Source organism: Brevibacillus agri (genome assembly GCF_004117055.1).
Classification (GTDB): Bacteria; Bacillota; Bacilli; order Brevibacillales; family Brevibacillaceae; genus Brevibacillus; species Brevibacillus agri.
The window spans coordinates 2,726,790-2,750,323 of the sequence record NZ_CP026363.1; the positions used below are offsets into that span (position 1 = coordinate 2,726,790).

The window sequence follows — 23,534 nt, forward strand, 5'->3', positions numbered from 1 at the left end:
AAAAACCTCTCCATCTGCGGAGAGGTTTTTTTGTACTACCAGGCGCGGTCACGCCACTGTCTGTAGACGAGCATCACCAGGAACAACACGACGAGCTGGCCAAACAGCGGGTACAAAAAGCGCAGCAGCGAGCTGAAGCCGATAAAGCTGACCAGGTAGCAGATGACGAGGATGCCGAGAATGATCGTGGCTCCGCGCAGTCGCGTCACCTGGCGAATTTGCTGCGCCAAGCCGAACACATTGGCTACGAGCGTCGAGAAAATTTCCGCGTACACCAGCAAGGAGAACAAAAACGGGATTCCCCTTCCCAGCCCTTGCAGCAGGGCGATCATCGGCATTTCCGCCTCCTGAATACCCGGCATTTTTACCGTCAACGAAGAAAAAGCCAGCAGCAAGAGCAGCCCAATTCCCAGCCCGCCGATGATTCCCCCGACGATCAGAGGCTTTTCGCTTGTGCTGTGCCGGCCGATCGGCACAAGAACCGCTTGTGTCAGCGTCACATTTAAGGCAACATAGTAAAGAGGGGAGCTGAGCCAGGCCCACGGCCGCAACGCTTCTATCGTGACGCCTGTATCCAGCCATGGTTTCGAGTACAGAAACACGAGCATGGTAAAGGCAATGAGCAGGGGCACAAAAATGCTGTTCACTTGATGAATGGCAAACAGCCCTTTGCGCGTGACGAAAAAAATGAGAATCATGCTCAGCCAAATGCCGATTTGCGGGGACAAATGAAAAGACTCCCAGAAAATAGCGCCGGTAGCCGCTAGCATCACGGACGTCGTTCCTAGCATAACGGTTAGCAGCAGCGTATTAAAAACGGTGCCAAAAGGGTGCCCGAACAAATACGTGCTGACCTCTTGATAGGAATTGGCCTGGATCCGGTAGGAGATGAGCATTACCCGAATACCAGCCCACATGAATAAACTTGTCGCAATCACAATGCCAATCAAGCCATGTGTCCCGTATTGCACAAAGAACTCGACGATTTCTCTGCCTGATGCAAAGCCGGCTCCTACGACTGTTCCGATATACGTAAAAGCGATTTGCCATGAGGCTCTCCATGTTCCTTGCATCTCAGACCTCCTGTCCCACCTTATTCCATCCTATGAACGGGAGTGAACCGAATATGCGCGTAACCGTGCTCGGCTATCAATCTCCATATCCAGGCCCTGGAGGAGCGACACCGGGGTACTTGATCGAGACGAACGAAGTGAAGCTGCTCGTAGATTGCGGCAGCGGCGTGCTTTCCCAGCTCGGTGTCTATTTGCCTATTTACGAGCTGGATGCCCTGCTTTTGTCTCATTATCATCACGACCATGTGGCAGATGTGGGGGTGCTCCAGTATGGACTGATGGTGCATCAGTTGTTCGGGCAACGGCCTGCTGACCAGCCGCTTCCCATCTACGCGCCAGCGTTGCAAAAGCAGCAGACGAAAACGCTGACCTACCGGAATGCGACCCGCTTTTTCCCGGTCGAGGAGCAAAGCCAGCTCGCCATCGGGGATGTGCACGTCTCCTTCCTGCGCACGGATCACGGTGACGGGGACCCTTGCTACGCCATGCGCCTTGTGGCAAATGGGAAAACGATTGTCTACGGCGCCGACAGTGGGCCAGGGACAAACTGGCGAGGCTTTGCTGATCGGGCAGACTTGTTTATATGTGAAGGGACTTATTTGGACCATAATCGCCCAGCGAAGCCGAACGGGCATTTGTCCGTCCGCCAGGCGGCAGAGCTGGCGCAGGCGCACGATTGCCGGTCGCTTCTGGTCACCCATCTGTTCCACGGGTACGAAGAGAGCGAGGTACTAGGTCAGGCGGAGGCGTTTGTGGCAGGTCCGGTGTATGCGGCCCGCATCGGTTTGCAAATCGAGCTGTAGCAGCATGGATAGAAAGAGAGGAGAGAAAACGCTATGTTTCCAAATGTATTGGAAGTAGCACGAAAACTGATTCGCGAGCGCGTACAACAAGGCGAGACGGTGATCGACGCCACGATGGGCAACGGCAATGACACGCTGTTTCTCGCCCAGCTCGTTCAGGAGACGGGAAAGGTCATCGCCTTCGACATTCAGCCGCAGGCGATCGCCAAAACGAAAGATCGGCTGGAGCGGGAAGGCTTGGCAGACCGCGTAGAGCTGAAGCTGGCGAGCCACGAGGAAATTGAGAGCCTGAACGTGCAAGCCGCCGCGATCATGTTCAACCTGGGCTATTTGCCCGGAGGCGACAAAGAGATTACGACCCAGGCCAGCAGCACGATCCGCGCCATCGAGTCCGGCCTGCGCGTACTGCGGCCAGGAGGGATCATGACGGTAATGATCTACTGGGGCCATGCCGCAGGCGAAGTAGAAAAGGAGGCCGTGGAGGCTTTTTGCCACGAGCTTAGCCAGTTGGAGTTTCTCGTGTTGAAATACCAGTACATCAACCAGCAAAACCAGGCGCCGTTTCTTTTGGCGATTGAGCGCCGGGCCCAGTAGCGCATGTCCCCCTTTTCCCGGGCAAGCGCATATTCCGACAGGCTGCGTAAGCCTGGGCAAAAATTTTGTCAGCAGGCACAATAGGCTTGGCGGCTGCAAAATAGGCACGCCCTTGCCGTTTTTGGCACATACCCTATGTTGAGGAATGGAGCAAGGGGGATCTTTGTGGACAGAATCGGCATTATGTTAGATTGGGCCATTATGCAGAAAGGGATCAAAGGAGACAAGTCGTACGAGCGCCTGCCGTATTATGTGGAAATCGGCAAAGAGCTGGGGCTGGAGCCTGTCTTTTTTCATCCAAGGCATGTCCTTGCAGGCGAGGAACGGGTGCAAGGCTATTTTTGGAATGGCAGCAGGCTCGTTTCCCGACTGGTCCCGATCCCGCGGGTCATCCACAACCGCGTCCTGACCGGGGACCAAAAAGCCCGCGCTGTCATTTCCCGGCTCAGCAAAAAGAAGACAGTCTTCAACGGTTTGGTCGTGCGCGACAAGCGAAAGGTGCACCAGATGCTGTGGAAGAACGAGCACATTCGCAAATACTTGCCCCACACCGTTCCCTATTCAGGTGAACAGCTTCGCCAGTTTCTCGATAAATACCAGGTGGTCTATGTCAAGCCGTCAATCGGTTCTGTGGGCATCGGTGTGGCAAGAATCGAACGCCACGGGAGCGACTACCACTTTATCGCCTCGAAAAAGCGCAAAGTGATGTCGCGTCCGGCGCTGCTGGCCGCCGTCCGGCGATGGGTCGGCAACAAACGCTTTCTCATCCAGCGAGGCATCCCGCTGGCCCGCTACGGCGGAAAAACGTTTGACATTCGCGTGTCCGTGCAAAAAAATCGGGAGCGGGACTGGACGGTCAGCGGAATGGTCGCCAAAGTCGCCAACAGCAAAAACAAACTGAGCAACCTTTCGCGCGGCGGCAGGGCAGTGCCTTTCACAGAAGCGGTGGCAACGTTGTTCACGCCTGAGCAGCAAGCGGAGACGATCCAGCGCATCAGCGAAGCGGCTGTCGCTATTGCAAAGCAGTACGGCCGCCATTTTTCCTCGCTGGCGGATCTCGGGATGGACATGGGCATCGACGAGAAAGGCAACCCGTACTTAATCGAGGTCAATGTGCGGGACCAGCGGTATTCTTTTTTCAAGGCAGGGGAAAAGGCGATGTTCAAACAGACGTATCGCCATCCGTTGGAATACGCCTTGACCTTGCTGGAGGAGCAAAAGCTGCGCAAAAAACACGCGGCCCAATTTTTGCGGCTGCACGGATAACGACTGAAAAGCAGACGGTTGCCAAAGCGACGTCTGCTTTTTGCATTCTGAAGCAGGAGCTGTGGATTGACGAATAAAGATCGAAGTGATACAGCACGGCTATGTGCTCACTGGCGAAGGAAAATAGCGGGGATGGCAGAAAAGCGACCTGAAGCACGATCATCGCAACGAGTAAGCTTGAGAGCGGAGAGTCGAAAAGAAAAGGACGGTGGCGCGGGCCTCCGTCTTTTTTGCATGCGGTATTACGCTTTTTCTTGTTGGGGCTGCTGGTTCTCGGCCAATGGATAGGGCAGGTTGCGAAAATGGCGATAAGCCAGGGCCAAAATGGATTTGCGCGTCAAAATTCCTTGGAAGTAATGGTCGGCATCTGCAATACAGACAAACGGGTGGTTAATGGACACTTCCAACGCCTTCAAAAATTCATCCGTATCGTGCAGGCGCGGCACTTTTGTGTCCATGACATCGTCGACGACGTACTCGGAGATTTTTTCCAGTTCAAAGCGTTCAAGTCCTAGCGATTTGTTGATAATCATGTTCGTGCTAATCAACCCGTGCAAACGGTATTGGTGGTCCAGCACCGGGACGGCCGAGTAACCGGATTTGATGAGAACGAGCAGGGCGTGCTCAAGCGAATTTCCTAATTGCACATGAGCAACTTTTGTGGACGCGATTATGAGCTCTTTGATCGGAGTATGTAACAATGGGATATCCTGATTCATCAGATCGACCACCTTTTCTGTCGTCTACGGCAGCTACACGCCGCCAGTGATCCTCTTCTATGATACCGTAAGAAAGAGGCCAGCGGTAGATGTGAACGAAAAAAGCCCGGCAGTTTGCCGGGCAAAGAATCGAGGTGTGGAACAATTGTCCCTAGTTCTAGTATGCAAGAACGGCTTCTTTTTTACATTAGGAGTTTGGAGGAAAGCAGGCGCTACGCCTTGTAAACCTCCGTTTTGTAGACCGGCTTGGACTTCGGCTTGCCTTTGCCGCCCGTCCAGTACGAGAACAGCGTGTGTTCGTACAAGAAAATACAGAGCGGCGGCGTAATCACGAACATGGCGAGCATGATGAGCGGCGTGGACCAATCCAGCCGGAAAATGACGTAGCTCTCCAGCAAAAACAGGATCAGCGGGTGGACGATGTAGATCGCCATGTTTTGCCGGGCCATGCGCGATAGCCATTGGCCGAGCTTGGGCAGCTTCCCGAGGTAGCGGGAAAGCGAGTAGAAGCTCACCAGGAAGCTCGCCGTGTAGAGCAAGTAGAGCGGTTTGAAAATGTTCAGGCTGTCGTAATACGAGACGGTGCCGTTCAAGTACTCGTAGGCAATCCAGGCAGCGGTCGCCAGCGTCACGATACAGGCTGGCACTTGCAAACGCCAGGTCCACGCGCGCCATTTTTCCAGGTTCAAGCCGGCATACGCCCCGAGAGCAAACGTAAAGATGTACATATGCACGTAGTTTTGCCCGGCTACATAGGTGTGTTCGACGAAGGCAAAAACAGGAGACGCCGTCCAGTCGATTTCCCAGAGCGGGTTGATAAACAAGTACTTGTACAGGACGTACAGGCTGATCTGTCCGACGAACAGCACCACCAGGACGCGAAAGCTTAACAATCGCTCAAACCACGGTTTGAACAGGCAAAACAGCAAATTCAACTGCAGGTAGAGCGGAATGTAGTACAGATGGTAAAACGCGCTGCCCGTAAACAGGCTTTCGAAAAACGGCGCCGCCAAAACGACAGGATCGACGGTTTGCAGCTTGAATCCGGTAAAGATCGCGGTCCAGATGACGTAGGGCAAAACGATGGTGCGCCAGCGCTTTTTCCAGAAGGCAGCCCAGTCCAACTCCCGCTTTTGGTACCAGTAAAACAGCAGCAGCCCCGTGGCAAAAATAAACAGGGAGCGCCCAAAGCGCAGCAAGATGAGCAGGACGGCCTCCACTTCGCCGTTCCACGGGTAGTCCTGTTGATTTTCAATGAAAAAACCGAGAATGTGAATCGCAAGTACGGTCAGTGCTCCAAAAACAAAAAGGGCATTCAGATCCTGAAACGTCCCCTTTCGATCGCTATTCATAAATCCTCCCAAAGTCTCACCGGCTGCACCACCTGTCAAACAGATGGAACCATTTACTTGGGCAAACGCCATTGCGGTGTAGCCAGTTCTTTTGCGGTAAAGGAGAAAAGCTGCAAACGGTTAGCCAGATGGTGCTCTGACTCCGCCAGCAACTCATCCTGTACAGAAAAAGGAACGGGGAGTGCGGGCCACTGGGAGCGAATCGCAGCGAACAGCCGCGCCTTTACGTCGTCGACCGTCGTAGGCTGTCCCGTCAGCCCAGCAATGCTTCCGACTGTCGAGCCAACGATGGTCGGGATCGGCTTGTGGGCTTCCATCTCGTCAAGCCCGGCGATCGCGTAAAAGCGCTCCATCCACTCCCCGCGCGGCCTTTCCTCTATATTAATGCAAATCTGCAAAATGGACCCGTAGCGGGTACGACGCTGCGCCATGCCCCCGATTTTTTTGCCGTGCAGCGAAAAATCGTACTCTCCGGCACAGTAGGAGCCGACAACTTCTCCAAACTCCAGCACGCCATAATCGCGAAGTCCGACCCGCAGCATTTCGGCCACAAAGGAAAAAAACGAATCAATCGAAATCGTCGTGTCTGGCAAAAGCCAGGCGACATTGAGAACACCGGCATCCAGCGGGACACAGGCGCCGCCGGACGAACGCAGCACACATCCGAAGCCATCCTGGCCAAACTGGCGCAAAGCCTCTTCCAAATGGGGCAGCCTCGCGTCTCTGCGGCCCAAATACAGGGCCTGATCGTACACCCACAGGTGGATGACCGGCACGGCCGATTCGGCCTGCATACCGGCTGCCAATGCTTCGTCGCGAGCCAAAGGTTCGAGCGGTTGGCCCCGATAGACGCCCGAATCCATCCAGTGGAAAGGCTGATTGACAGAAAATGACATAAAAAAGGCTCCTTCACAGGACAAGAGTAGCTACCATTATACAACTGAACTGCGTACATTTCTAGGTTTTTGCCTGCCTTTTTTCTGGATGGGAAAAGCTTGCAGGCGAGTGCGGAGAAAAAAACACCCGACATGCAAGCTCGTGCGCGCCGGGTGTAGGAACATTATTTGACTTCTTTCAGGCTGAAATTGTCCAGATAGGTCATTTTGCGAGGCGCTTCTTTGGTTGCGTCCTCCTGGATGTACAGGCCGAGCTTCGTTCCTTCCTGCTTGACCTGTTGCTGGCCGAACAAATATTGATCGTTGACGTAGATCGAAACGGTGTTGCCTTTGACAGCTACCTTCAGTTTGTTGCTCGCTTTCAGCTTGTAGGAGCCGGATGCGATGATTTCGATGTCGTCTTTTTCAACATCGGTAACCTTGCCGAGAACGACGCGGTCTTTTTGCACGAAGACGACATTGGCTTTGCCGTCTTTGCCGTTGAAGTACAGACCTGCGAGGCCGTCTGTACCGGAGACGTTGACATCGACGCTCAACTCGTAATTTTCCGGTTTGGCCGACTCGTTCCAGATGAGCGGCAGGAAGTAATGATCGACATCATCGTCAATGGAGACAGCCGTTACTTGCTTGTTAAGGACGCCCCAGCTACCTGTAGCCTTTTTCGTATCCCAGTTTTTCAGGTCAGCGGCGGAAAAAGCGTCGCTGATGCTGATTGGCTCAGGCTTTGGCGGTTCCGGATTCGGGAAGACGACTTTTGTCTCGTCATCTTTGCGCTCCAGAATGGCGCGGTACAGCAAGGAAGCAGCTTCCGCACGGGTGATCGGGTCCTGCGGACGGAAATAGTTGTTGTAGCCTTTCATCAGGTCCGTTTGCAGCGCGATGGCGATGTACGGACGCAGAGCTGGCGAAATTTCGCCTTGGTCGCGGAACTTTTTGAGCTGATCGAGATCGGCTTTGTGTTTTTTGTCGTAGCCAAGCAGGCGAACGAGTGCGATCGCAATATCTTCGCGGACTGCAGGCTGATCCGGTTTGTACGTGTAGGTCGAGCCGGATTTGTAGCCAGTCAGGTACGGCTTGGCGTATTCGACGTAATAAAATGCCCAGTGGGAGCGCGGAACATCTTTGAACGTCTGGGTGACAGAGCTTTTCTGGATGTCCACATCGGCTGCCGCAATCATGATTTTGGCAAACTCTGCGCGGGTCACCTGGTTGTTCGGACGGAATGTGCGGTTGTCGTATCCTTTGATGATCCCTTTTTCAGCCATTTCTGTAATTTCCTTGTAGGCCCAATGGCTACGCGGAACGTCTGAGAACGACGGAGTCGAAGCGGCACTGACAAAAGGGATGGCAGTCAGGAACATCAACACCGATAAAAATAAGGCGAATGCTCGTTTCATGCTGACCTCCTCAATATGGCTCGTGGTTTTGGTAGCTGCTTCTTACGACGACGTCTGGGTTTGGAATGTTGCACAGGACAAGGCGAAAAGGGCAAAATAGGAAAAAAGACGGAGGTTGTCTGCAAAAACGTAAGGGAGCCAGTCGCGCGTAAATGGGGAAAAAGGCGGGGAGAGCGCAGGCAAAAGGGACGAGGGCATGCTGACAGCCGCGACGATTTTTCGCGGTCCGACAGGCAGCCGTTTCGCTATCCCGCTATCCCGGCTTCGGCACGGCGGTCAGCTTTTCGTGCAGGGCATGGCGAAAGCCGATCCGTCCCGGTCTGGCAGCCGCGAGAAAATCGTGCAGTCATGGCCGTTTCGTACATTTTTTGCCTCATTATGCATTAGCTTTTGTATCCTCCAAAATGCTATAATTATTTATTGGTGACTCATTAAACGAAATTACTAGCTGAGGTGATACATGATGACGGAATCGAAAGTGGCGACTCCGGACTTAAAATCCGCCAAGTCTCCGAAAACAACGGCGGACTATGCGAAATACTTTCAGCCGCCATCCTTGAAGGATGCGAAAAAGCGGGGAAAAGAAGAAGTGCAGGTGCACTACGATTTCGCGATTCCGGAAGACATGCGCGAGATCGGAAAAGGTAAGCGTTATCACGTCCGCACGTACGGCTGCCAGATGAATGAGCACGACTCCGAGACGATCGCAGGCATTTTGCAGCAGATGGGCTACACCTCGACAGACGAGGTAGAAGCGGCCGATGTCATTTTGTTCAACACTTGTGCGATCCGTGAAAATGCGGAGGACAAAGTGTTTGGCGAACTCGGCCACATGAAGCGGCTGAAAAACAACAACCCGAACCTGATTCTTGGCGTCTGCGGCTGTATGTCGCAGGAGGAGAAGGTCGTCAACAAAATTTTGAAAAGCTACCAGCAGGTGGACCTGATTTTTGGTACGCACAACATTCACCGCCTGCCGCAGTTGATGCGCGATGCGATGTTCAGCAAGGAAATGGTGATCGAGGTCTGGTCCAAGGAAGGCGACATCGTCGAGAACATGCCGAAGCTGCGCGAAGGCAACACCAAGGCATGGGTCAACATCATGTACGGCTGCGACAAGTTCTGTACGTATTGCATCGTGCCCTATACGCGCGGCAAAGAGCGGAGCCGCCGTCCGGAAGACGTCATCGCCGAGGTGCGCGATCTCGCCCGCCAAGGCTTCAAGGAAATCATGCTGCTCGGTCAAAACGTCAACGCGTACGGAAAAGACTTTGACGACATCGAGTACGGCTTTGGCGATCTGTTGGACGAGATCCGCAAAATCGACATTCCGCGCATTCGCTTTACGACGAGCCATCCGCGCGACTTCGACGATCATCTGATTGAGGTGCTGGCAAAAGGCGGCAACCTGGTGGAGCAAATCCATTTGCCCGTTCAGTCCGGCTCCACGGAAATTTTGAAGCGCATGGCCCGCAAATACACGCGGGAGCACTATCTGGAGCTGGTGCGCAAGATCAAGGCCGCGATTCCGAATGTCTCTCTTTCTACAGATATTATTGTCGGCTTCCCGGGCGAAACCGACGAGCAGTTTGAAGAGACGATTTCCCTGGTCGAAGAGGTCCGGTACGACTCGGCGTATACTTTCATTTATTCCCCACGGGAAGGGACGCCGGCCGCCGTCATGGAAGACAACGTGCCGATGGAAGTGAAAAAAGCGCGCCTCTACCGCTTGAATGAAGTGCTGGCCCGCATCGGTCTGGAGCAAAACAAAAAGCTGCAAGATCAGGTGCTGGAAGTGCTGATCGAGGGCGAATCGAAAAACAACCCGGATGTACTCGCAGGACGCACGCGGACGAACAAGCTCGTTCACTTTACCGCAGACAAGTCGTTGATCGGCGAGTATGTCCACGTCAAAATTACAGATGCCAAAACGTGGACGCTTCACGGCGAACTCGTTACCAAAGTCGAGGTGTAGAATATGGAACAAACAAACTTGTACACACAAAAAGAGATTCTGGACAAAGCGCGCGAGCTGGCTGCGATGATTTCGCGCACCAATGAAGTCGATTTTTTCAAACGCGCGGAACTGCAAATCAAGCACAATGAGCGCGTCCAAGACTTGATTGATAAATTGAAGCAAAAGCAAAAGCAGATGGTCATGTTTGAATCCATCAATAAGCCGGAACTGGTGAAAAAAGTCGAAGAAGAGTACAACAAGCTGCACGAGGAGCTGGACTCGATTCCGATCGTAACGGAGTTCAAGCAATCCCAGGTGGATGTGAACGATCTTTTGCAAATGGTGACGAATGTCATCACGAACACCGTATCCGAGCGTATTATTTTGGATACAGGCGGAAATCCGCTGACAGGCGAAACCGGCGGCGGGCCGGAAAAGAAACATAGCGGCGGCTGCTGCTCGTAAGGCAGGCGGCAGACGCGAAAGACGCTGACGCGATGGAGTTTTCCAAACAAGATACCCAATTTCAGGTGGGTGTTTGCACCCTAGCCGAATGCCCTGCATACAAATGTACAGAAACGTTGTATGGAGGAGGTAACGAAATGTCGGGTACAGACAAAGATCTACAGTGCCGGGAACTCATCGCGAAAGCTGTCTGCGGTAAAGGCCATAAATTCTCTACTACCACCCACACCATCATACCATCGCAAACTCCTTCGACGATCCTCGGATGCTGGATTATAAACACGAACTTCCAGGCAGAGAAAGTCGGAGACGCGGTTGAAGTATCTGGTACGTATGACGTCAACCTGTGGTTCTCGTTTGCAAATAACACGCAAACCGAAGTCAAGCGGGAAACTGTCAAGTTCTCCGTACTCGTTCCGCTTACGTTCTTCGACAAAAACTGCAGAGGCGATCTGGAAATTGTCGCTCGCGCCGTGGAACAGCCGAAGTGCGTAAAAGCCGAGTTGAGTGCTGGAGGCACCATCACAGTCAGGGTTGAAAGCGAATTTGCCGTAGAAATCATCGGAGAAACCAAAGTCTGCGTAGTCGTCTGCAACAACTGCGATGACAAAGACTTCCACATGATTGGTGACTATGAAGAAAACAGCGACGAATTTGACGACTTTGATTCAGCCACCATGCTCGACGAGCTTGACTAAAGAGGAGAGACTCATCTCCTCTTTTTTCTTTTTTTCGCGGCGAAAAACCGGCAAGCGTCTACGCTCTCACTCTTCCCTGGGCGCAAACATAAGATATCGAAGAATACAGCATGGGAGTGTGGAGAGCATGATACGAGAAGGGTTGCAGGAGAGCGCCGCATCGCAGCCAATGACAGCCAACGCCAAAGAAGCGGTCGCTTTTTTGCACCGCCCCGAGGTCGGACGCTGGTTGCTGAAGCTGAGCGGGCTGCCTGTGGCTACGGGACGAACAGCGCCTCCCGGATGGCGAACCTACAAGCTTTGTCTCTATCAGGACCTGGTGCTGGACGTGGTGCGGAGCATGGAGCATCCGCAATGGCTGTTGCATCGTCTGGAGGAGCCTGACTACGAGCCGATTCCGTTTCCGTCCACCGATCCGGAGGTGCAGATGGTCAAAGCGCTGGCTGTCCGCAGCTTGTATGCTGTCGGAGCGGAAGCGGGGCAAGTCACGATCATAGCGGCATCTGCTCACCGGGCGAAGGTGGTTTCCGTGGCGCCGGATTGGCCGGCAGAGAAGGCGGATCGCTACATGCAGCGTGCGCGCGACTGGTGGCAGGAGCGCATGCGCAAGCAGCCGCAGGAGCTGAACAAACTGGGCGCCGACCCGGAGTTTTCGTTGCGCAGGGCAACGGGGGAAATGGCGCTCGCCTCTGATTTTTTGAAAATTAACGGGACGGTCGGCTGCGATACGACACGCTACCGGGAAGACCTGGCGCTGCATCAGCATCCGGTAGCCGAGCTTCGCCCTGCCCCGTCGGAAGACCCCGATGAGCTGTTTCTTCATATTTATGAAGCATTGATTTTCGCCATGAAAAAAATCGCCAACAAAGAGATCGAGTGGCTGGCGGGCGGGATGCCGTTTCCTGGCTATCCGATTGGCGGGCACATTCACTTTAGCGGAGTGTCGCCTACTTTTTCCTTGCGGCGGAAGCTGGACGCCTATCTCGCGTTGCCGCTCGTGCTGATCGAGGACGTCGGCTGCGTGCTGCGACGGCAACGCTACGGCTTTTTGGGCGACGTGCGGGAAAAGGCGTACGGTTTCGAGTATCGGACATTGCCCAGTTGGCTCGTGCATCCGGTCGTGGCGCGGGGAATATTGCATTTAGCCAGACTGGTCATCACGAGCCACGCTCAACTGAAAGCGACACCGCATTTGCAGTTGCCGCTGGTCAAAGCGTACTACCGCGGGGACAAGGAAACGCTGGAACCGTACGTCAGACAGGTGCGCAACGAGTTGCGGGAACTGCCGGGCTATTCGCTTTCGCGGGTTCATCTGGAAGCGTATTTTTCCTGCCTGTTGCGCGGGGACGTGTGGCTCTCTGACTTGGATCTGAAGAGCGCGTGGAACTTGCATTGAATTTTTCAACTGGAATCGAACATCAACATCGTGGCGCGATCATGGTATAATAGCGTCGAGATTGGAAGGCTAGGAGAAGAAAAAAATGGCGCAATATACCCCGATGATTCAGCAGTATCTGGCTATCAAAAAAGAGTACCCGGATACTTTCTTATTTTTCCGCTTAGGCGACTTTTACGAACTGTTTTTTGACGATGCTATCCTCGCGTCCCGCGAGCTGGAGATTACGCTCACAGGACGCGACGGTGGCGGGGATGAACGCATCCCGATGTGCGGCGTCCCGCACCATTCGGCAGATGGCTACATCGCCGAGCTGTTGAAAAAAGGACACAAAGTAGCGGTGTGCGAGCAGGTGGAAGACCCGAAAGAAGCAAAAGGGGTCGTTCGCCGCGAAGTGACCCGCGTCATTACGCCCGGCACGATGATGGAGGGCAAATGGCTCACGGACAAGGAAAACAACTACATGGCGGCCTTGGCAGCCCTCGACGGCCGCATAGGGATCGCAGCCTGCGACATGAGTACAGGGGAAATGTACGTCACCTCCCTGCTCGGACAGACGGAGGCCGCGCTCGATGAGGCATTGCAATACCGTCCGAAAGAACTGGTGTTCTTCGGCTTTGATTCCTTGCCGAAAACGTCTTTGCCGTCAACGGTCGTGGAAAGCCAGCAACTGGATGCGTTTGCGGTGGACAGCCAGTACCCGGAAGCGGGAAAAGAGCTGGACGTCGCTATGCGCGCAGCCGTCAATGCGCTGCTCTACTACATCGGGACGACGCAAAAGCGCAGTCTCGCGCATATGCGGCTGTTGAAACGTTACGACAGCAAGCAATATTTGCAAATGGACGGCTTTTCCAGACGAAACCTGGAACTGACGGAGACGATCCGCGACAAGACGAAAAAAGGCTCCTTGCTGTGGCTGTTGGATCGGACGCAAACCGCCATGGGCGGACGGCTGTTGCGCAGATGGATCGAGCGGCCGCTGCTCGGACGTGCAGAGCTGGATGCCCGCCTGGATGCCGTCGAAGCGCTCAAGAGCGATTTGCTGCTGCGCTCCGATCTGCGGACTTGCCTGGACAACGTGTACGACCTGGAGCGGCTGGCTGGCCGCATCTCGTACGGAAACGCCAATGCCCGCGACCTGATCCAGTTGCGTTTGTCGCTGGAAGCAGTGCCGGAGCTGAAACGGCACTTGAGCCAGACGAATGCCCCGGTGTTGCAGGAGTTGGCCCAGGGCATGGATGAATGCGCGGACCTGGTCAGCTTTTTGCAGGCGGCGCTCGTCGACGATCCGCCGATCTCCGTGCGCGAAGGCGGGATGATTCGCACCGGCTACGATGAGTATTTGGACAAGCTGCATTCCGCAAGCCGCGACGGGAAGACGTGGATTGCCCAGCTCGAGCAGAGCGAGCGGGAAGCGACAGGCATCCGTTCGCTGAAAGTCGGTTTCAACAAAGTGTTTGGCTACTATATCGAAGTGTCGAAGTCGAACATCGCCAACGTGCCTGCGGGACGCTACGAGCGCAAGCAGACGCTCGCCAATGCCGAGCGCTACATCACGCCCGAACTGAAGGAACGCGAGGCGCTCATCCTCGAAGCGGAAGAAAAGATGATCGAGCTGGAGTACCAGTTGTTCACGGCTGTGCGCAGCGAGATCGCCGGACATATTCCGCGCTTGCAAAGCCTTGCCGAGCGAATCGCTTCTGTAGACGTGCTCCAGGCGTTTGCTACGGTCAGTGACGAGCGCGGCTTCGTGCGTCCACAGTTCGCAGACGACGGCGAATACGTCATCGTCGACGGACGCCACCCTGTCGTGGAAGCCGTGCTGGAGCGGGAGAAGTACGTAGCCAATGACGTGCGGATGAACCAGGACAGTCGTCAGGTTCTGCTCATCACCGGACCGAACATGGCGGGGAAAAGCACCTACATGCGCCAGATCGCACTGATTACCGTCATGGCGCAAATCGGCTGCTTCGTGCCTGCAAAAGAAGCGAAGCTGTCGATTGTGGACCAGATTTTTACGCGAATTGGCGCTGCCGACGACCTCGTTGGCGGACACAGTACGTTCATGGTGGAAATGCTGGAAACAAGGCACGCGCTGCAAAAGGCGACTGCCAAAAGTTTGATCTTGCTCGACGAGATCGGGCGCGGGACGTCCACGTACGACGGGATGGCACTGGCGCAGGCGGTCATCGAGTATATTTGCCAGCGAATCGGAGCCAAGACGCTGTTTTCCACGCACTATCACGAGCTGACGGGGCTGGCTGACACGATGAAGGGCGTCGTCAATGTGAACGCCCGCTGCGAGGAGCGGGACGGCAAGCTCTTGTTCCTGCACAAGATTGAGGAAGGCCGGGCAGATAAAAGCTACGGCATCCACGTGGCGGAATTGGCGGAAATGCCTGTCTGGGTCATTGAGCGCGCCCGCAGCATTTTGGCGGGCTTGGAGGCGGGCAGCCAAGCGACAGCCGACATGCAAATGTCGCTGGAAACGCTATGGTCGGCCCCGGTTGCCGCCGTGCGCGAGGAGCCCGTATCGCTGTTGTCGCCGGAGGAAGAGGAGATTTTGCGCGATTTGCGCGAGCTGGATTTGAACGCGACGACCCCGATGGACGCAATGATGAAGCTGTATGCATGGAAGCAGCAACTGAAAAAACGATAGGACGATAGGCAGAGGGGAGGAGCTCATGGGAAACATTCGAGTGCTCGATGAGCAGCTCGCCAATATGATTGCGGCAGGCGAAGTGGTGGAGCGTCCGGCTTCTGTTGTGAAGGAGCTGGTGGAAAACGCGATTGACGCTAGCGCCACCTCGATTGAGATTCATGTGGAGGAAGGCGGCCTGGAGCTGATCCGCATCGTCGACAACGGACACGGGATGGATCGGGACGATTGCCTGCTCGCTTTGGAACGGCATGCGACGAGCAAAATCAGCACCCCGCGGGACTTGTTCCGGATTCGCACGCTCGGCTTTCGCGGCGAGGCGCTGCCGAGTATCGCGGCTGTCTCGCGGATGGAGCTGACCAGCAACCGTTCGAGCCGCGAGATCGGCACCCGGCTGCTGGTGGAAGGCGGCGAGGTCAGAGAGGTGGCGGATGCGGCGGCGGTGCAGGGGACGGAGATTTGCGTCCGCAGCCTGTTTTTCAATACACCTGCCCGGTTGAAGTACATGAAGTCGATCGCCACAGAGGTCGGCCACATTTCCGACTACGTCAACCGACTGGCGCTGACGCATCCCGGCATTTCTTTTACGTTGACCCACAACGGCAAGACGCTTTTGCAAACGACGGGCGACGGCAAGCTGCTGCACGTCATGGCGGCCATCTACGGCGTGCAGGTAGCCAAACTGCTCCTGCCGATTTCGGGAGAGACGCTCGATTTTCACTGGGACGGCTTTTTGTCCAAGACAGAGGTGACGCGGGCGAACCGTTCCTATTTATCGACGCTGGTGAACGGCCGCTACGTTCGCAGCTACTCGCTCAACAACGCGATCATGCGCGGCTACCACACGCTGCTGCCGATTGGACGCTTTCCGATCGTCGCGCTGCAAATTGAAATGGACCCGACGCTGGTGGACGTCAACGTGCATCCCGCCAAGCTGGAGGCGCGCTTCAGCAAGGAAGACGAACTGTGCAGCGCGATCGAGCAGTCGGTGAAAACGACGTTGCGCCAAGGCTTGGGGATCGTACGGCCGATGGCGACCCAGCCAAAAGCGAAAATCTCCACGCAAGTCGTGCAGCCGCAGTTTGACCTGACATTTACGAAGCCAGCCATTGAGAAAAGCTCGCTGTTGGAGGCTAGTCCGAGGTTGCAGGAATGGATGGCGAAGCAGGAGAGCAACAAGGCGCAGGCGGGGCAGCCAGCGGGCATGGCAAACGCGGCAAGTCCTGCAAACCCTCTCTCTCCTGCCGGCCTGTCTTTCCAGGAGACGGAAAAGAAAACGGTACACGAGGCCGCTTCGCCCTATCCGCGTCCAGAGCAAGCTTTGCAAACTGGTGTTGGGGGCGGGGAGGCAGCAGGGCATACGGGGACACAAGCTGCGGCAGCGACGGGGAGCGCGTCTGCGGGTGTCGGCGAAGGGAACGAACATGGTCAATATCGCGAGCAAGACTATGCCCAAGCCCTAGACCAAGCCCAGGCTCAAGCTGGGACTGGGACGAATGCCCAGACTCTAGCTGCAGCCGAAACCCACGCACAGCCCGAAGCGGTTCAGCAACAGCCGCAGCTCCAGTCTCAGCGCTTCCAGCCGCTCAACCGAGCCGAGGAAACGGAGCCAGTCGCGCAGCCGATAAACGCACAGGCAGGGACAGCGGAACCGCCGACGGGCGCAGCATGGGCCCAAGCTGACGTCACCCGGCTTGACGAGCCAAGCGAACAGCAAGGCCAGGCGGCAACTCCAGCAGCACCAGCCAACGAAGAAACTACTACGTCGGCTGTTCCCGTCATGTACCCGGTCGGACAGGTGCACGGAACGTACATTGTGGCGCAAAACGATACGGGGATGTATTTGGTCGATCAGCACGCGGCGCAGGAGCGGATTTTTTATGAATACTTCATGGCCAAGCTGGCCGAGGAAGGCGTCGCGAGCCAAATGATGCTGTTCCCGCATACCGTCGAGGTGACGGCAGCAGAGGCAGCGCGGCTGGAAAAACGGTTGCCGCTGTTGCAGTCGTTTGGCCTGGAGGTCGAAGCTTTCGGCGGGCGAACGTTTATCGTGCGCGCGCACCCGCACTGGTTCCCGGAAGGAGCCGAGCTGGAAGTCATCGAGGAGCTGATCCAGTTTGTGCTGGAAGCAGGCGAGCACGGACAGGCTAGTGTCGTCCAGATGCGGGAAAAAGCCGCGATCATGATGTCGTGCAAAGCTTCGATCAAAGCCAACCGCTATTTGACGCACGCAGAGATGGAAAGCCTGCTGAACCAACTGCGCGAGACGAGCAGTCCTTTTACATGCCCGCACGGCAGACCGATCGTCATTCACTTCAGCGGCTACGATCTGGAGAAAATGTTCAAGCGCGTCATGTAGGCAAGCGCACAGACGCGAAGCAGACGCCCCCCTTAGATGCTCTAGGGGGTCTTTCTGACTGAATCGGAAAGCATAAACGGCAAGAACAAACAACCCGATTCAGCAAGAATAACCTTCCGCTAAAACGCGTTCGCTCATCCTTGAGATGGCCGCGATAAAGGTTTTGTTATGGCTTGTCGGCAGACCGCTTTGTTTTCTCCTTGTAAAAAAATTCACAAGCCCGTAACTGGCGGAAGAAAACGTGATATGATAGCAGGTGATCGGACATAAGTTTGGCACAGATTCTATTTGACCGCCAAATTAATCCTGCTTACAATAAAAGAGTTTCCGTCCAACAGGACGCAGACACACGGAAAGGAAAGCGGATACGTGATCGTAACGACGGGACTTGAGCCTGCTGAGGACACCTTGCGCCATGCGCTGGCATTGGCCGATGCGTTTGGCGTACCTGTAGTGAGACGCGGTGACTTTTCCCTCAGCCAGCTACGAAAACGGCATGGCGACGACGAAGTATTGGTCGTCTCTGCGCAAGGAGCGCGCCTGGAGGTGCCGGGGAAAAAGCCGTTCTTTTTTCACCCGAACACTGCGGCTTTTCGTATAAAGCGGCTGATGCGCGGCGATACTGATACTATGCTTGTTGCTTGCCAAATTCAACCAGGGGATGAAGTGTTGGATGCCACGCTCGGACTAGGGGCGGATGCGATTGTGTTTTCCCATGCGACAGGAGCAGAGGGGAAAGTGGTCGGCATCGAATCTGAACGAGTGCTTGCTATCATGGTCGAAGATGGACTCAAGCACTGGGCGTCTGACTCGGAACAACTGGAGAGAGCCATGCGTCGTATTGAAGTGCGGTGCGAAAACCATCTGGAAGTCTTGCAGGGATTGCCGAGCCGCTCTTTCGACGTCGTTTACTTCGATCCCATGTTTGAAATGACGGTTCACAGCTCGCAAGGAATCGCAGGAGTGCGCGAGTTTGCCAACCCGCAACCACTGACGGAGCAGGCCATTTCAGAAGCGCTCCGCGTAGCGAGAAGACGCGTGGTTATGAAGGAAGGAAAAACAGGCAAAATCTACGAGCGTTTTGGCTTCGTTCCATTTCGCTCCCGCGGCCAACAGGTCGTGTACAGCTACAAAGAGACAGGTGGAGGGGAGTGACCTTGCAGCAGAGAGAAAAGCTAGTCGTCATCATCGGCCCGACAGCAGTCGGCAAGACCCAACTGAGTCTGGATTTGGCCCAGCAGTTCAACGGCGAGATCATTTCCGGGGATTCCATGCAAGTCTACCGCGGCATGGACATCGGGACGGCCAAGGCAGAGCCTGCCGAGCTGGCGCTGGTGCCGCATCATCTCATTGATATCAAAAATCCGGACGAAGAATATTCTGTCGCCTTGTTCCAGGAAAGCGCCACCCGGCTGATTACGGAGATCAACCAACGGGAACGCCTTCCTTTTATCGTAGGCGGTACGGGTCTCTACATAGAATCGGTTACCCATCGGTTTCAATTTTCGCAAGCCGCCCAAGATCCGGAGCTGCGCGAACGGCTGCAGCGTCTGGCAGATGCGGAAGGCGTGGAAGCGCTGCACGCAAGGCTCGCTGACGTTGACCCGATTACAGCACAGCGCTTGCACCCGAACGATGTAAAACGGGTAATTCGCGCCTTGGAAATATACGAAAGCACGGGCTACAAAATGTCGGACTTTCAACTGCGGGCGCAGCACTCTCCGTACGATCTCGTCATGATCGGACTCACGATGGAGCGTGCCGTGCTGTACGAACGGATCAATCGCCGCGTCGAACTGATGATCGAAGCGGGGCTGGTCGAGGAAGTGCGCGGGCTTTTGGACAAAGGCTACGACGCTTCCATGGTGTCGATGCAAGGGCTGGGGTACAAGGAGTTGATCCCTTACCTGTACGGCGAAATTACGCTGGAAAAGGCGATCAACGACATCCAGCAGCGGACGCGGCATTTTGCCAAACGGCAGTTGTCCTGGTTCCGCCGCATCCCGGAAGTGCAGTGGTTTGACATGACCGATCCGGCTGGTCAAGCGAAGTCCGTGGAAACTATCAAGCAGATATTGGCAGGAAAGTTTCAACAATTGCCGAATATATAACATACAAGTCCTTTTAGGGGGTAGTGTACATGAAACAGACGATCAACATTCAAGATACGTTCTTGAATCATTTGCGGAAAGAAAACATCGCGGTTACCATTTACCTTGTGAACGGATTTCAATTGCGCGGGTATATTAAAGCGTTCGATAATTTCACGATTGTGATTGATAGCGAAGGCAAGCAACAATTAGTATACAAGCATGCGATCTCCACTTTCACTCCGCAACGCCCTGTATCGCTCATGTCTTCGGAAAACAACCAGCAATAAATCGCAAAACGCTCTGCCCACCAGCCAGGACTCTTGAAGTCCTGGTTTTTTCTTTTAGAAACCAAAAGGAAAAGGCGCCACAAAAGGCTTTCAGCGTCTGCACGGAAAGCCTTTGCGGCAAACCTGTTTATGAAAAGCTACAGATAGCGGGCGATCATCCGCACAAGCTTGGCAGGGAACTCGTGAAGGTTGGTCATATCCAAAAAACGTTCCTTGCCGTAGATGCCGCTAATCACCTCCTTGTCCTGGCCGATTGCGGCGGCAAGAAAGGCAATTCCTTTCCGTTCGTATTCCTGGATCGTTTGCTTCATGTCGGCAACGGCATAGCTTCCGGTATAGTCGTCCATCGCTTTCGGCTGCCCGTCGCTGATGCTGATGAGCAGCTTGGTCTGCTGTCGGCAAGCGGCCAGCCGTTCCGCCATAATTCGCAGAGCCATTCCATCGCGATTATTGCTTCTGGCGCGAATTTGCATCAGTCGGAAACGGTCGCTCGCGTCCGGTTTGTCCAGGTCTACATAGGCGAAGATGGACATTTGCTCCAAGCGGGAAACATCCGCGGTATCGCCAAAGATCAAAACAGGAATCTGGCAGAGCTGGCAAAATTCATACACCGCGATGACGGCCCGCTTGGCTGCTTCCAATCGCCCGAAGGCAGACATGGAGGCGGATTCGTCTACCCGTAGGCCCACTACCAGCGAAGGGGATTCAGCGGGCGGGCGCTTTTTGGCAAAATATTTGTAATCCCTGTAAGCGACGCTGTCTGCCTGAAACTTGCTGCCATAGTAACGATTCCGCGAAAAGTCGGAAGCCAGCTCATGCTCCAGGTAGGGCAATGTTTTTCTGGCAAGCTGTTGCACGATCGGCATCAGTTCTTACGGACGTATTCCTGTTGGTCCTCCTGATCGTAGTCCGGACGGTGCACAATCAGCTTTACTTTTTTATGGATGGAATCAGCAATGACTTCTCTTGCCGCTTGATTCAGCTTTTTACGGAAGTCGCGTTCCTTTTGTTTTTCATCCTCCTGCAAAGGCGCTGGATTGGCCTGATGATAGCGGGGAGCTCCCGAAGTGGAGGTTTTTGTATGGGCAAAATCATCTGCCATATAGGAAGAGCCGTTGTCGTCGCTGTCGGCTAATTTTTTCAGGGCGATTCCTTTTTCAGCCAAGCCGTTGTCCATGTCAAAAGCCGTGTCGTCTATTTCTCCCGAAGTCTTGATTTCGATAGCATCCGGAGATTCTCGTTTTTTTTAGCTCCAGAGAGACTGCTTCTAGGCTGGCGGATAATCCTTGCTGGATAAGTGCTTCTTCCAGAAGCCGAATTTCTTCCGAGTCGGTCGTTATTTTGTAAATGATCTTGTGGTAAAGCGATTGTTTTGCGGAAGCTCCGCTGGCGATGGCATCTGCCCAGTAGAAGAAGGAGCGCATTCCCGCCACGCCTTTGATCGCGTTAGCCCGTGCGGTTTTGTCCAAAAGCAGAATCACATCCGCCAATACGGCCAGCATCTTCTCGTCATGAAAACCGGGCTGCCATCCAGTTCCAGGGCAGAGTTTAACGTCATTAACACCGCAGCGTCACGAATAACGTTCGGTTCCTGAATTTCCAATAAATATCCCTTTTGATAGGCCCTGACGATTTCGGAAGGGTAAAAGCGGTACTCGACATTTTCCCCCACGGTTTTTTCCGCCGCAAGCTTCAACAAATGCTTCATTATCCGTCAACTGTCTGTCCGGTGACAAATGATAGAGACTGTTTTTCCGTCATTTTCTTTTCCTCCGAATCGTAGTTATGTGGTGCGATTCTCGCCCCTGCGCTTCTTCTCCACGACGAGGGGGAGCAGCAGAGCCGCACCGACGAAAATGAATCCTCCGCTTGCGGCATAGACCGCGCCAAGGGAGAACATCTCTTTGAGATAGCCGGACACGGACATACCGATGACCATCATCCCCATGAAAACAGGCGTGATCGTGCCCGATACGCGGCCGATCAAGGCGCCTTCCGTGTTGCGGACGAGCAATCCACCCGTCGTTCATCAGCACGAGCAGCACCGCACCCACGGACAGGGCAGACAGTAGATCGCTCCAGACCATCGTCCGCTTTGGCTGCCAGCGATCGGCAAAAGTTCCGCCAATCAGCCCAAACAAAAAGATCGGAGCGAACTCTGCGACCGAGATCAGCGATACGTAAACAGGATTGTTGTTCGTCCATTCGCTTACGAACAGCAGAACGGCAAAATTCCGGACCCAGATGCCCAACTGCAACAGCACGCGGGAAAGGATAATCGTTCGTACATAAGGATTCCTGAACAATGTCAATACCCCATATCTTTTAATAGTCTCGCTAATGCGCGCAGACGTTCGCCTATCAGTTCATCGTCTTCGCTCAACACGCGGCTGAATTGCTTGATATCGTCATGAAGCGTGTCATTGTCCGTGCAGATCGCCACGTTCAACGCATCGCCTTGCAGAGCAATCCTGTCGATAACGGGCTTTTGCGGGTCGTAAAAATGCTCGTATCTGTATGCCTCGCGAAAATGGTTCAACGTGCGGCAAACGAGCAGCGACAGATCGAGAATGCGATGGAGCGGGAGTTCCTCCGATTCCGTCGACCAGGCTTCGCCTGTGGATTTCCATGCTTTGGCAGCGATGGCGGCTTTGCCGGTGTCGTTTTTCGCAGCCAAGCCAAGCGAAAGCGCTTTGACATCCGTATTTCTGGCAGAACGGCCGTCAACCCGATCGTAGTTTTCTGACACGACGACAGGCTTGTGTTGTGAAGTAGTTGGTAGTTTCATTTTCTTTCCCTCTTTCCTTTTCGAAATTACTGCAAAGTGTAGCGGAGATTTCATCGCAAAGCAACAGTTTTTCGTTAGGATTGACAAACATTTTGATTTTATGTTTATTATTATAAAAACCAAACCGTAAAATGTTTGTTTTTTTCTGACCGGTTTCCTGGACCGTCTCCTTTGTCGAGACGGAAGCCAGGCGAAGCTTATTTTCGAAAATCGCACAGGAAGCCGAATACAGGCTACGGGTGTAGCGGCGTGAAAAGAGAGGAGAAACTATGAAGCGAAAAGATGAACTGAAACAGACGTTTAAAGAAGCGAAGACAGAGGCAGGGGTGTATCAAATTAAAAACACCCGAAATCACAAAGTGTGGATTTGCAGCACCCGCAATCTGAAAACGATGAACGGAAAGCTGTTCACGCTTAAACTCGGTTCCCATATGAACAAACAGCTTCAAAGCGAGTGGGACGAGTACGGAGAAGAGGCGTTCGTCTGCGAAGTGCTGGAGGTTTTGAAGAAGAAGGAAGAGGGATACTTTGACGAAAAGGAGGAGCTAGAGAAAATGGAGCAAAAATGGCTCGACAAGCTTCAGCCGTACGGAGAACGCGGATATCACCAGAAGAAAAAGCAGTAGCAGCAGGGGCGCGGTGCCTCCGTAGCTAACCGAGATTGCTCGCCAAAATAAACGAGGGCCAGTCTACACACGTTTTCGCGCGTTTCGACTGGCCCTCTGGTCTGGC

Annotated in this window: 24 protein-coding genes and 1 pseudogene; 13 read left to right on the forward strand and 12 right to left on the reverse strand. The window is 54.4% G+C overall.

What is annotated here, in order from left to right; translation table 11 throughout:
- Positions 1-35: 35 nt before the first annotated feature.
- Positions 36-1,073, reverse strand: a complete 1,038-nt coding sequence (locus tag BA6348_RS13670) for a YkvI family membrane protein (RefSeq protein ID WP_005835616.1) — start codon at positions 1,071-1,073, stop codon at positions 36-38.
- Positions 1,074-1,126: 53 nt separating this feature from the next.
- Here BA6348_RS13670 and BA6348_RS13675 point away from each other — a divergent pair, with 53 nt between their 5' ends.
- From BA6348_RS13675 to BA6348_RS13685, 3 genes are all read left to right on the forward strand, one after another.
- Positions 1,127-1,876 (forward strand): MBL fold metallo-hydrolase, encoded by a 750-nt coding sequence (locus BA6348_RS13675; RefSeq protein WP_005835618.1) that lies wholly within the window; start codon positions 1,127-1,129, stop codon positions 1,874-1,876.
- A 33-nt stretch (positions 1,877-1,909) separates the two neighbouring features.
- Positions 1,910-2,470: a tRNA 5-(aminomethyl)-2-thiouridylate-methyltransferase MnmM gene (mnmM, locus tag BA6348_RS13680; RefSeq protein WP_005835620.1), complete on the forward strand. Its 561-nt coding sequence runs from the start codon at positions 1,910-1,912 to the stop codon at positions 2,468-2,470.
- A gap of 165 nt (positions 2,471-2,635) precedes the next feature.
- On the forward strand, positions 2,636-3,736 hold the full coding sequence (locus BA6348_RS13685; protein ID WP_005835622.1) for a YheC/YheD family endospore coat-associated protein: 1,101 nt from the start codon (positions 2,636-2,638) through the stop codon (positions 3,734-3,736).
- A gap of 242 nt (positions 3,737-3,978) precedes the next feature.
- Here the strand turns inward: BA6348_RS13685 and cbpB are convergent, their stop codons facing one another.
- The 4 genes from cbpB to BA6348_RS13705 all read right to left on the reverse strand — a co-directional run bounded on the left by cbpB (position 3,979) and on the right by BA6348_RS13705 (position 8,100).
- Entirely contained in the window at positions 3,979-4,455 is a 477-nt protein-coding gene (gene cbpB / locus BA6348_RS13690) for a cyclic-di-AMP-binding protein CbpB (protein WP_005835623.1), read from the reverse strand.
- 212 nt (positions 4,456-4,667) lie between these two features.
- The gene (locus BA6348_RS13695) at positions 4,668-5,807 is read right to left on the reverse strand and encodes an acyltransferase (protein ID WP_007786904.1); all 1,140 of its coding nucleotides are present in this window, start codon (positions 5,805-5,807) and stop codon (positions 4,668-4,670) included.
- Positions 5,808-5,860: 53 nt separating this feature from the next.
- On the reverse strand, positions 5,861-6,703 hold the full coding sequence (locus BA6348_RS13700) for a lipoate--protein ligase family protein (RefSeq protein ID WP_005835627.1): 843 nt from the start codon (positions 6,701-6,703) through the stop codon (positions 5,861-5,863).
- 164 nt (positions 6,704-6,867) lie between these two features.
- Entirely contained in the window at positions 6,868-8,100 is a 1,233-nt protein-coding gene (locus tag BA6348_RS13705; RefSeq protein ID WP_025846041.1) for an S-layer homology domain-containing protein, read from the reverse strand.
- Between the two features lie 463 nt (positions 8,101-8,563).
- Between BA6348_RS13705 and miaB the strand changes: the two genes are divergently transcribed.
- The 9 genes from miaB to hfq all read left to right on the forward strand — a co-directional run bounded on the left by miaB (position 8,564) and on the right by hfq (position 20,014).
- The gene (miaB, locus tag BA6348_RS13710; RefSeq protein WP_005835632.1) at positions 8,564-10,075 is read left to right on the forward strand and encodes a tRNA (N6-isopentenyl adenosine(37)-C2)-methylthiotransferase MiaB; all 1,512 of its coding nucleotides are present in this window, start codon (positions 8,564-8,566) and stop codon (positions 10,073-10,075) included.
- A gap of 3 nt (positions 10,076-10,078) precedes the next feature.
- Positions 10,079-10,522, forward strand: a complete 444-nt coding sequence (locus BA6348_RS13715) for a YlbF/YmcA family competence regulator (protein ID WP_005835634.1) — start codon at positions 10,079-10,081, stop codon at positions 10,520-10,522.
- Between the two features lie 137 nt (positions 10,523-10,659).
- Positions 10,660-11,220: an outer spore coat protein CotE gene (gene cotE, locus BA6348_RS13720; RefSeq protein ID WP_005835636.1), complete on the forward strand. Its 561-nt coding sequence runs from the start codon at positions 10,660-10,662 to the stop codon at positions 11,218-11,220.
- 127 nt (positions 11,221-11,347) lie between these two features.
- Positions 11,348-12,616: a putative amidoligase domain-containing protein gene (locus tag BA6348_RS13725; RefSeq protein WP_007786911.1), complete on the forward strand. Its 1,269-nt coding sequence runs from the start codon at positions 11,348-11,350 to the stop codon at positions 12,614-12,616.
- 85 nt (positions 12,617-12,701) lie between these two features.
- The gene (mutS, locus tag BA6348_RS13730; RefSeq protein ID WP_026557300.1) at positions 12,702-15,275 is read left to right on the forward strand and encodes a DNA mismatch repair protein MutS; all 2,574 of its coding nucleotides are present in this window, start codon (positions 12,702-12,704) and stop codon (positions 15,273-15,275) included.
- 25 nt (positions 15,276-15,300) lie between these two features.
- Positions 15,301-17,634, forward strand: a complete 2,334-nt coding sequence (gene mutL / locus BA6348_RS13735; protein WP_025846035.1) for a DNA mismatch repair endonuclease MutL — start codon at positions 15,301-15,303, stop codon at positions 17,632-17,634.
- A 369-nt stretch (positions 17,635-18,003) separates the two neighbouring features.
- Positions 18,004-18,789 (forward strand): class I SAM-dependent methyltransferase, encoded by a 786-nt coding sequence (locus BA6348_RS13740; protein WP_025846033.1) that lies wholly within the window; start codon positions 18,004-18,006, stop codon positions 18,787-18,789.
- Positions 18,786-19,745, forward strand: coding sequence for a tRNA (adenosine(37)-N6)-dimethylallyltransferase MiaA (gene miaA, locus BA6348_RS13745; protein WP_025846031.1), 960 nt, complete (start codon positions 18,786-18,788; stop codon positions 19,743-19,745). Before BA6348_RS13740 ends, miaA begins: the two co-directional genes overlap by 4 nt.
- A 29-nt stretch (positions 19,746-19,774) precedes the next feature.
- Entirely contained in the window at positions 19,775-20,014 is a 240-nt protein-coding gene (gene hfq, locus BA6348_RS13750; protein WP_005835647.1) for an RNA chaperone Hfq, read from the forward strand.
- Between the two features lie 137 nt (positions 20,015-20,151).
- Here the strand turns inward: hfq and BA6348_RS13755 are convergent, their stop codons facing one another.
- The 7 genes and pseudogenes from BA6348_RS13755 to BA6348_RS13770 all read right to left on the reverse strand — a co-directional run bounded on the left by BA6348_RS13755 (position 20,152) and on the right by BA6348_RS13770 (position 22,802).
- Entirely contained in the window at positions 20,152-20,880 is a 729-nt protein-coding gene (locus tag BA6348_RS13755) for a vWA domain-containing protein (protein ID WP_242507347.1), read from the reverse strand.
- Positions 20,880-21,191 carry a hypothetical protein gene (locus tag BA6348_RS27355; protein ID WP_242507348.1) on the reverse strand — a complete coding sequence of 104 codons (312 nt, stop codon included), beginning with the start codon at positions 21,189-21,191 and terminating at the stop codon, positions 20,880-20,882. Before BA6348_RS27355 ends, BA6348_RS13755 begins: the two co-directional genes overlap by 1 nt.
- 1 nt (position 21,192) lies before the next feature.
- Positions 21,193-21,516, reverse strand: coding sequence for a hypothetical protein (locus tag BA6348_RS28010; protein WP_369750417.1), 324 nt, complete (start codon positions 21,514-21,516; stop codon positions 21,193-21,195).
- Complete coding sequence (locus BA6348_RS28015) at positions 21,492-21,713, reverse strand: hypothetical protein (RefSeq protein WP_371861769.1); 222 nt, start codon at positions 21,711-21,713, stop codon at positions 21,492-21,494. Before BA6348_RS28015 ends, BA6348_RS28010 begins: the two co-directional genes overlap by 25 nt.
- 84 nt (positions 21,714-21,797) lie before the next feature.
- Positions 21,798-22,028 carry a hypothetical protein gene (locus BA6348_RS28020; RefSeq protein WP_007786926.1) on the reverse strand — a complete coding sequence of 77 codons (231 nt, stop codon included), beginning with the start codon at positions 22,026-22,028 and terminating at the stop codon, positions 21,798-21,800.
- A pseudogene (locus BA6348_RS28025) lies at positions 22,024-22,320 on the reverse strand (MFS transporter); the annotation flags it as partial. The gene BA6348_RS28020 and the pseudogene BA6348_RS28025, both read right to left, overlap by 5 nt.
- 2 nt (positions 22,321-22,322) lie before the next feature.
- The gene (locus BA6348_RS13770; RefSeq protein ID WP_122952486.1) at positions 22,323-22,802 is read right to left on the reverse strand and encodes a DUF6530 family protein; all 480 of its coding nucleotides are present in this window, start codon (positions 22,800-22,802) and stop codon (positions 22,323-22,325) included.
- A 269-nt stretch (positions 22,803-23,071) separates the two neighbouring features.
- Here BA6348_RS13770 and BA6348_RS13775 point away from each other — a divergent pair, with 269 nt between their 5' ends.
- Positions 23,072-23,428, forward strand: coding sequence for a GIY-YIG nuclease family protein (locus tag BA6348_RS13775; RefSeq protein ID WP_122952485.1), 357 nt, complete (start codon positions 23,072-23,074; stop codon positions 23,426-23,428).
- Positions 23,429-23,534 lie beyond the last annotated feature (106 nt).

Bases quoted from the DNA above. Each gene is read 5' to 3' on its own strand.
- BA6348_RS13770 (WP_122952486.1), bottom strand. From the start codon at position 22,802: ATGAAACTACCAACTACTTCACAACACAAGCCTGTCGTCGTGTCAGAA.
- BA6348_RS13675 (WP_005835618.1), top strand. From the start codon at position 1,127: ATGCGCGTAACCGTGCTCGGCTATCAATCTCCATATCCAGGCCCTGGA.
- BA6348_RS13695 (WP_007786904.1), bottom strand. From the start codon at position 5,807: ATGAATAGCGATCGAAAGGGGACGTTTCAGGATCTGAATGCCCTTTTT.
- cotE (WP_005835636.1), top strand. From the start codon at position 10,660: ATGTCGGGTACAGACAAAGATCTACAGTGCCGGGAACTCATCGCGAAA.
- cbpB (WP_005835623.1), bottom strand. From the start codon at position 4,455: ATGAATCAGGATATCCCATTGTTACATACTCCGATCAAAGAGCTCATA.
- BA6348_RS27355 (WP_242507348.1), bottom strand. From the start codon at position 21,191: ATGGACAACGGCTTGGCTGAAAAAGGAATCGCCCTGAAAAAATTAGCC.
- hfq (WP_005835647.1), top strand. From the start codon at position 19,775: ATGAAACAGACGATCAACATTCAAGATACGTTCTTGAATCATTTGCGG.
- BA6348_RS13755 (WP_242507347.1), bottom strand. From the start codon at position 20,880: ATGCCGATCGTGCAACAGCTTGCCAGAAAAACATTGCCCTACCTGGAG.
- BA6348_RS13705 (WP_025846041.1), bottom strand. From the start codon at position 8,100: ATGAAACGAGCATTCGCCTTATTTTTATCGGTGTTGATGTTCCTGACT.
- BA6348_RS13725 (WP_007786911.1), top strand. From the start codon at position 11,348: ATGATACGAGAAGGGTTGCAGGAGAGCGCCGCATCGCAGCCAATGACA.
- BA6348_RS28010 (WP_369750417.1), bottom strand. From the start codon at position 21,516: ATGCTGGCCGTATTGGCGGATGTGATTCTGCTTTTGGACAAAACCGCA.
- mnmM (WP_005835620.1), top strand. From the start codon at position 1,910: ATGTTTCCAAATGTATTGGAAGTAGCACGAAAACTGATTCGCGAGCGC.
- BA6348_RS13715 (WP_005835634.1), top strand. From the start codon at position 10,079: ATGGAACAAACAAACTTGTACACACAAAAAGAGATTCTGGACAAAGCG.
- BA6348_RS13775 (WP_122952485.1), top strand. From the start codon at position 23,072: ATGAAGCGAAAAGATGAACTGAAACAGACGTTTAAAGAAGCGAAGACA.
- BA6348_RS13670 (WP_005835616.1), bottom strand. From the start codon at position 1,073: ATGCAAGGAACATGGAGAGCCTCATGGCAAATCGCTTTTACGTATATC.
- BA6348_RS13700 (WP_005835627.1), bottom strand. From the start codon at position 6,703: ATGTCATTTTCTGTCAATCAGCCTTTCCACTGGATGGATTCGGGCGTC.
- mutS (WP_026557300.1), top strand. From the start codon at position 12,702: ATGGCGCAATATACCCCGATGATTCAGCAGTATCTGGCTATCAAAAAA.
- miaB (WP_005835632.1), top strand. From the start codon at position 8,564: ATGACGGAATCGAAAGTGGCGACTCCGGACTTAAAATCCGCCAAGTCT.
- mutL (WP_025846035.1), top strand. From the start codon at position 15,301: ATGGGAAACATTCGAGTGCTCGATGAGCAGCTCGCCAATATGATTGCG.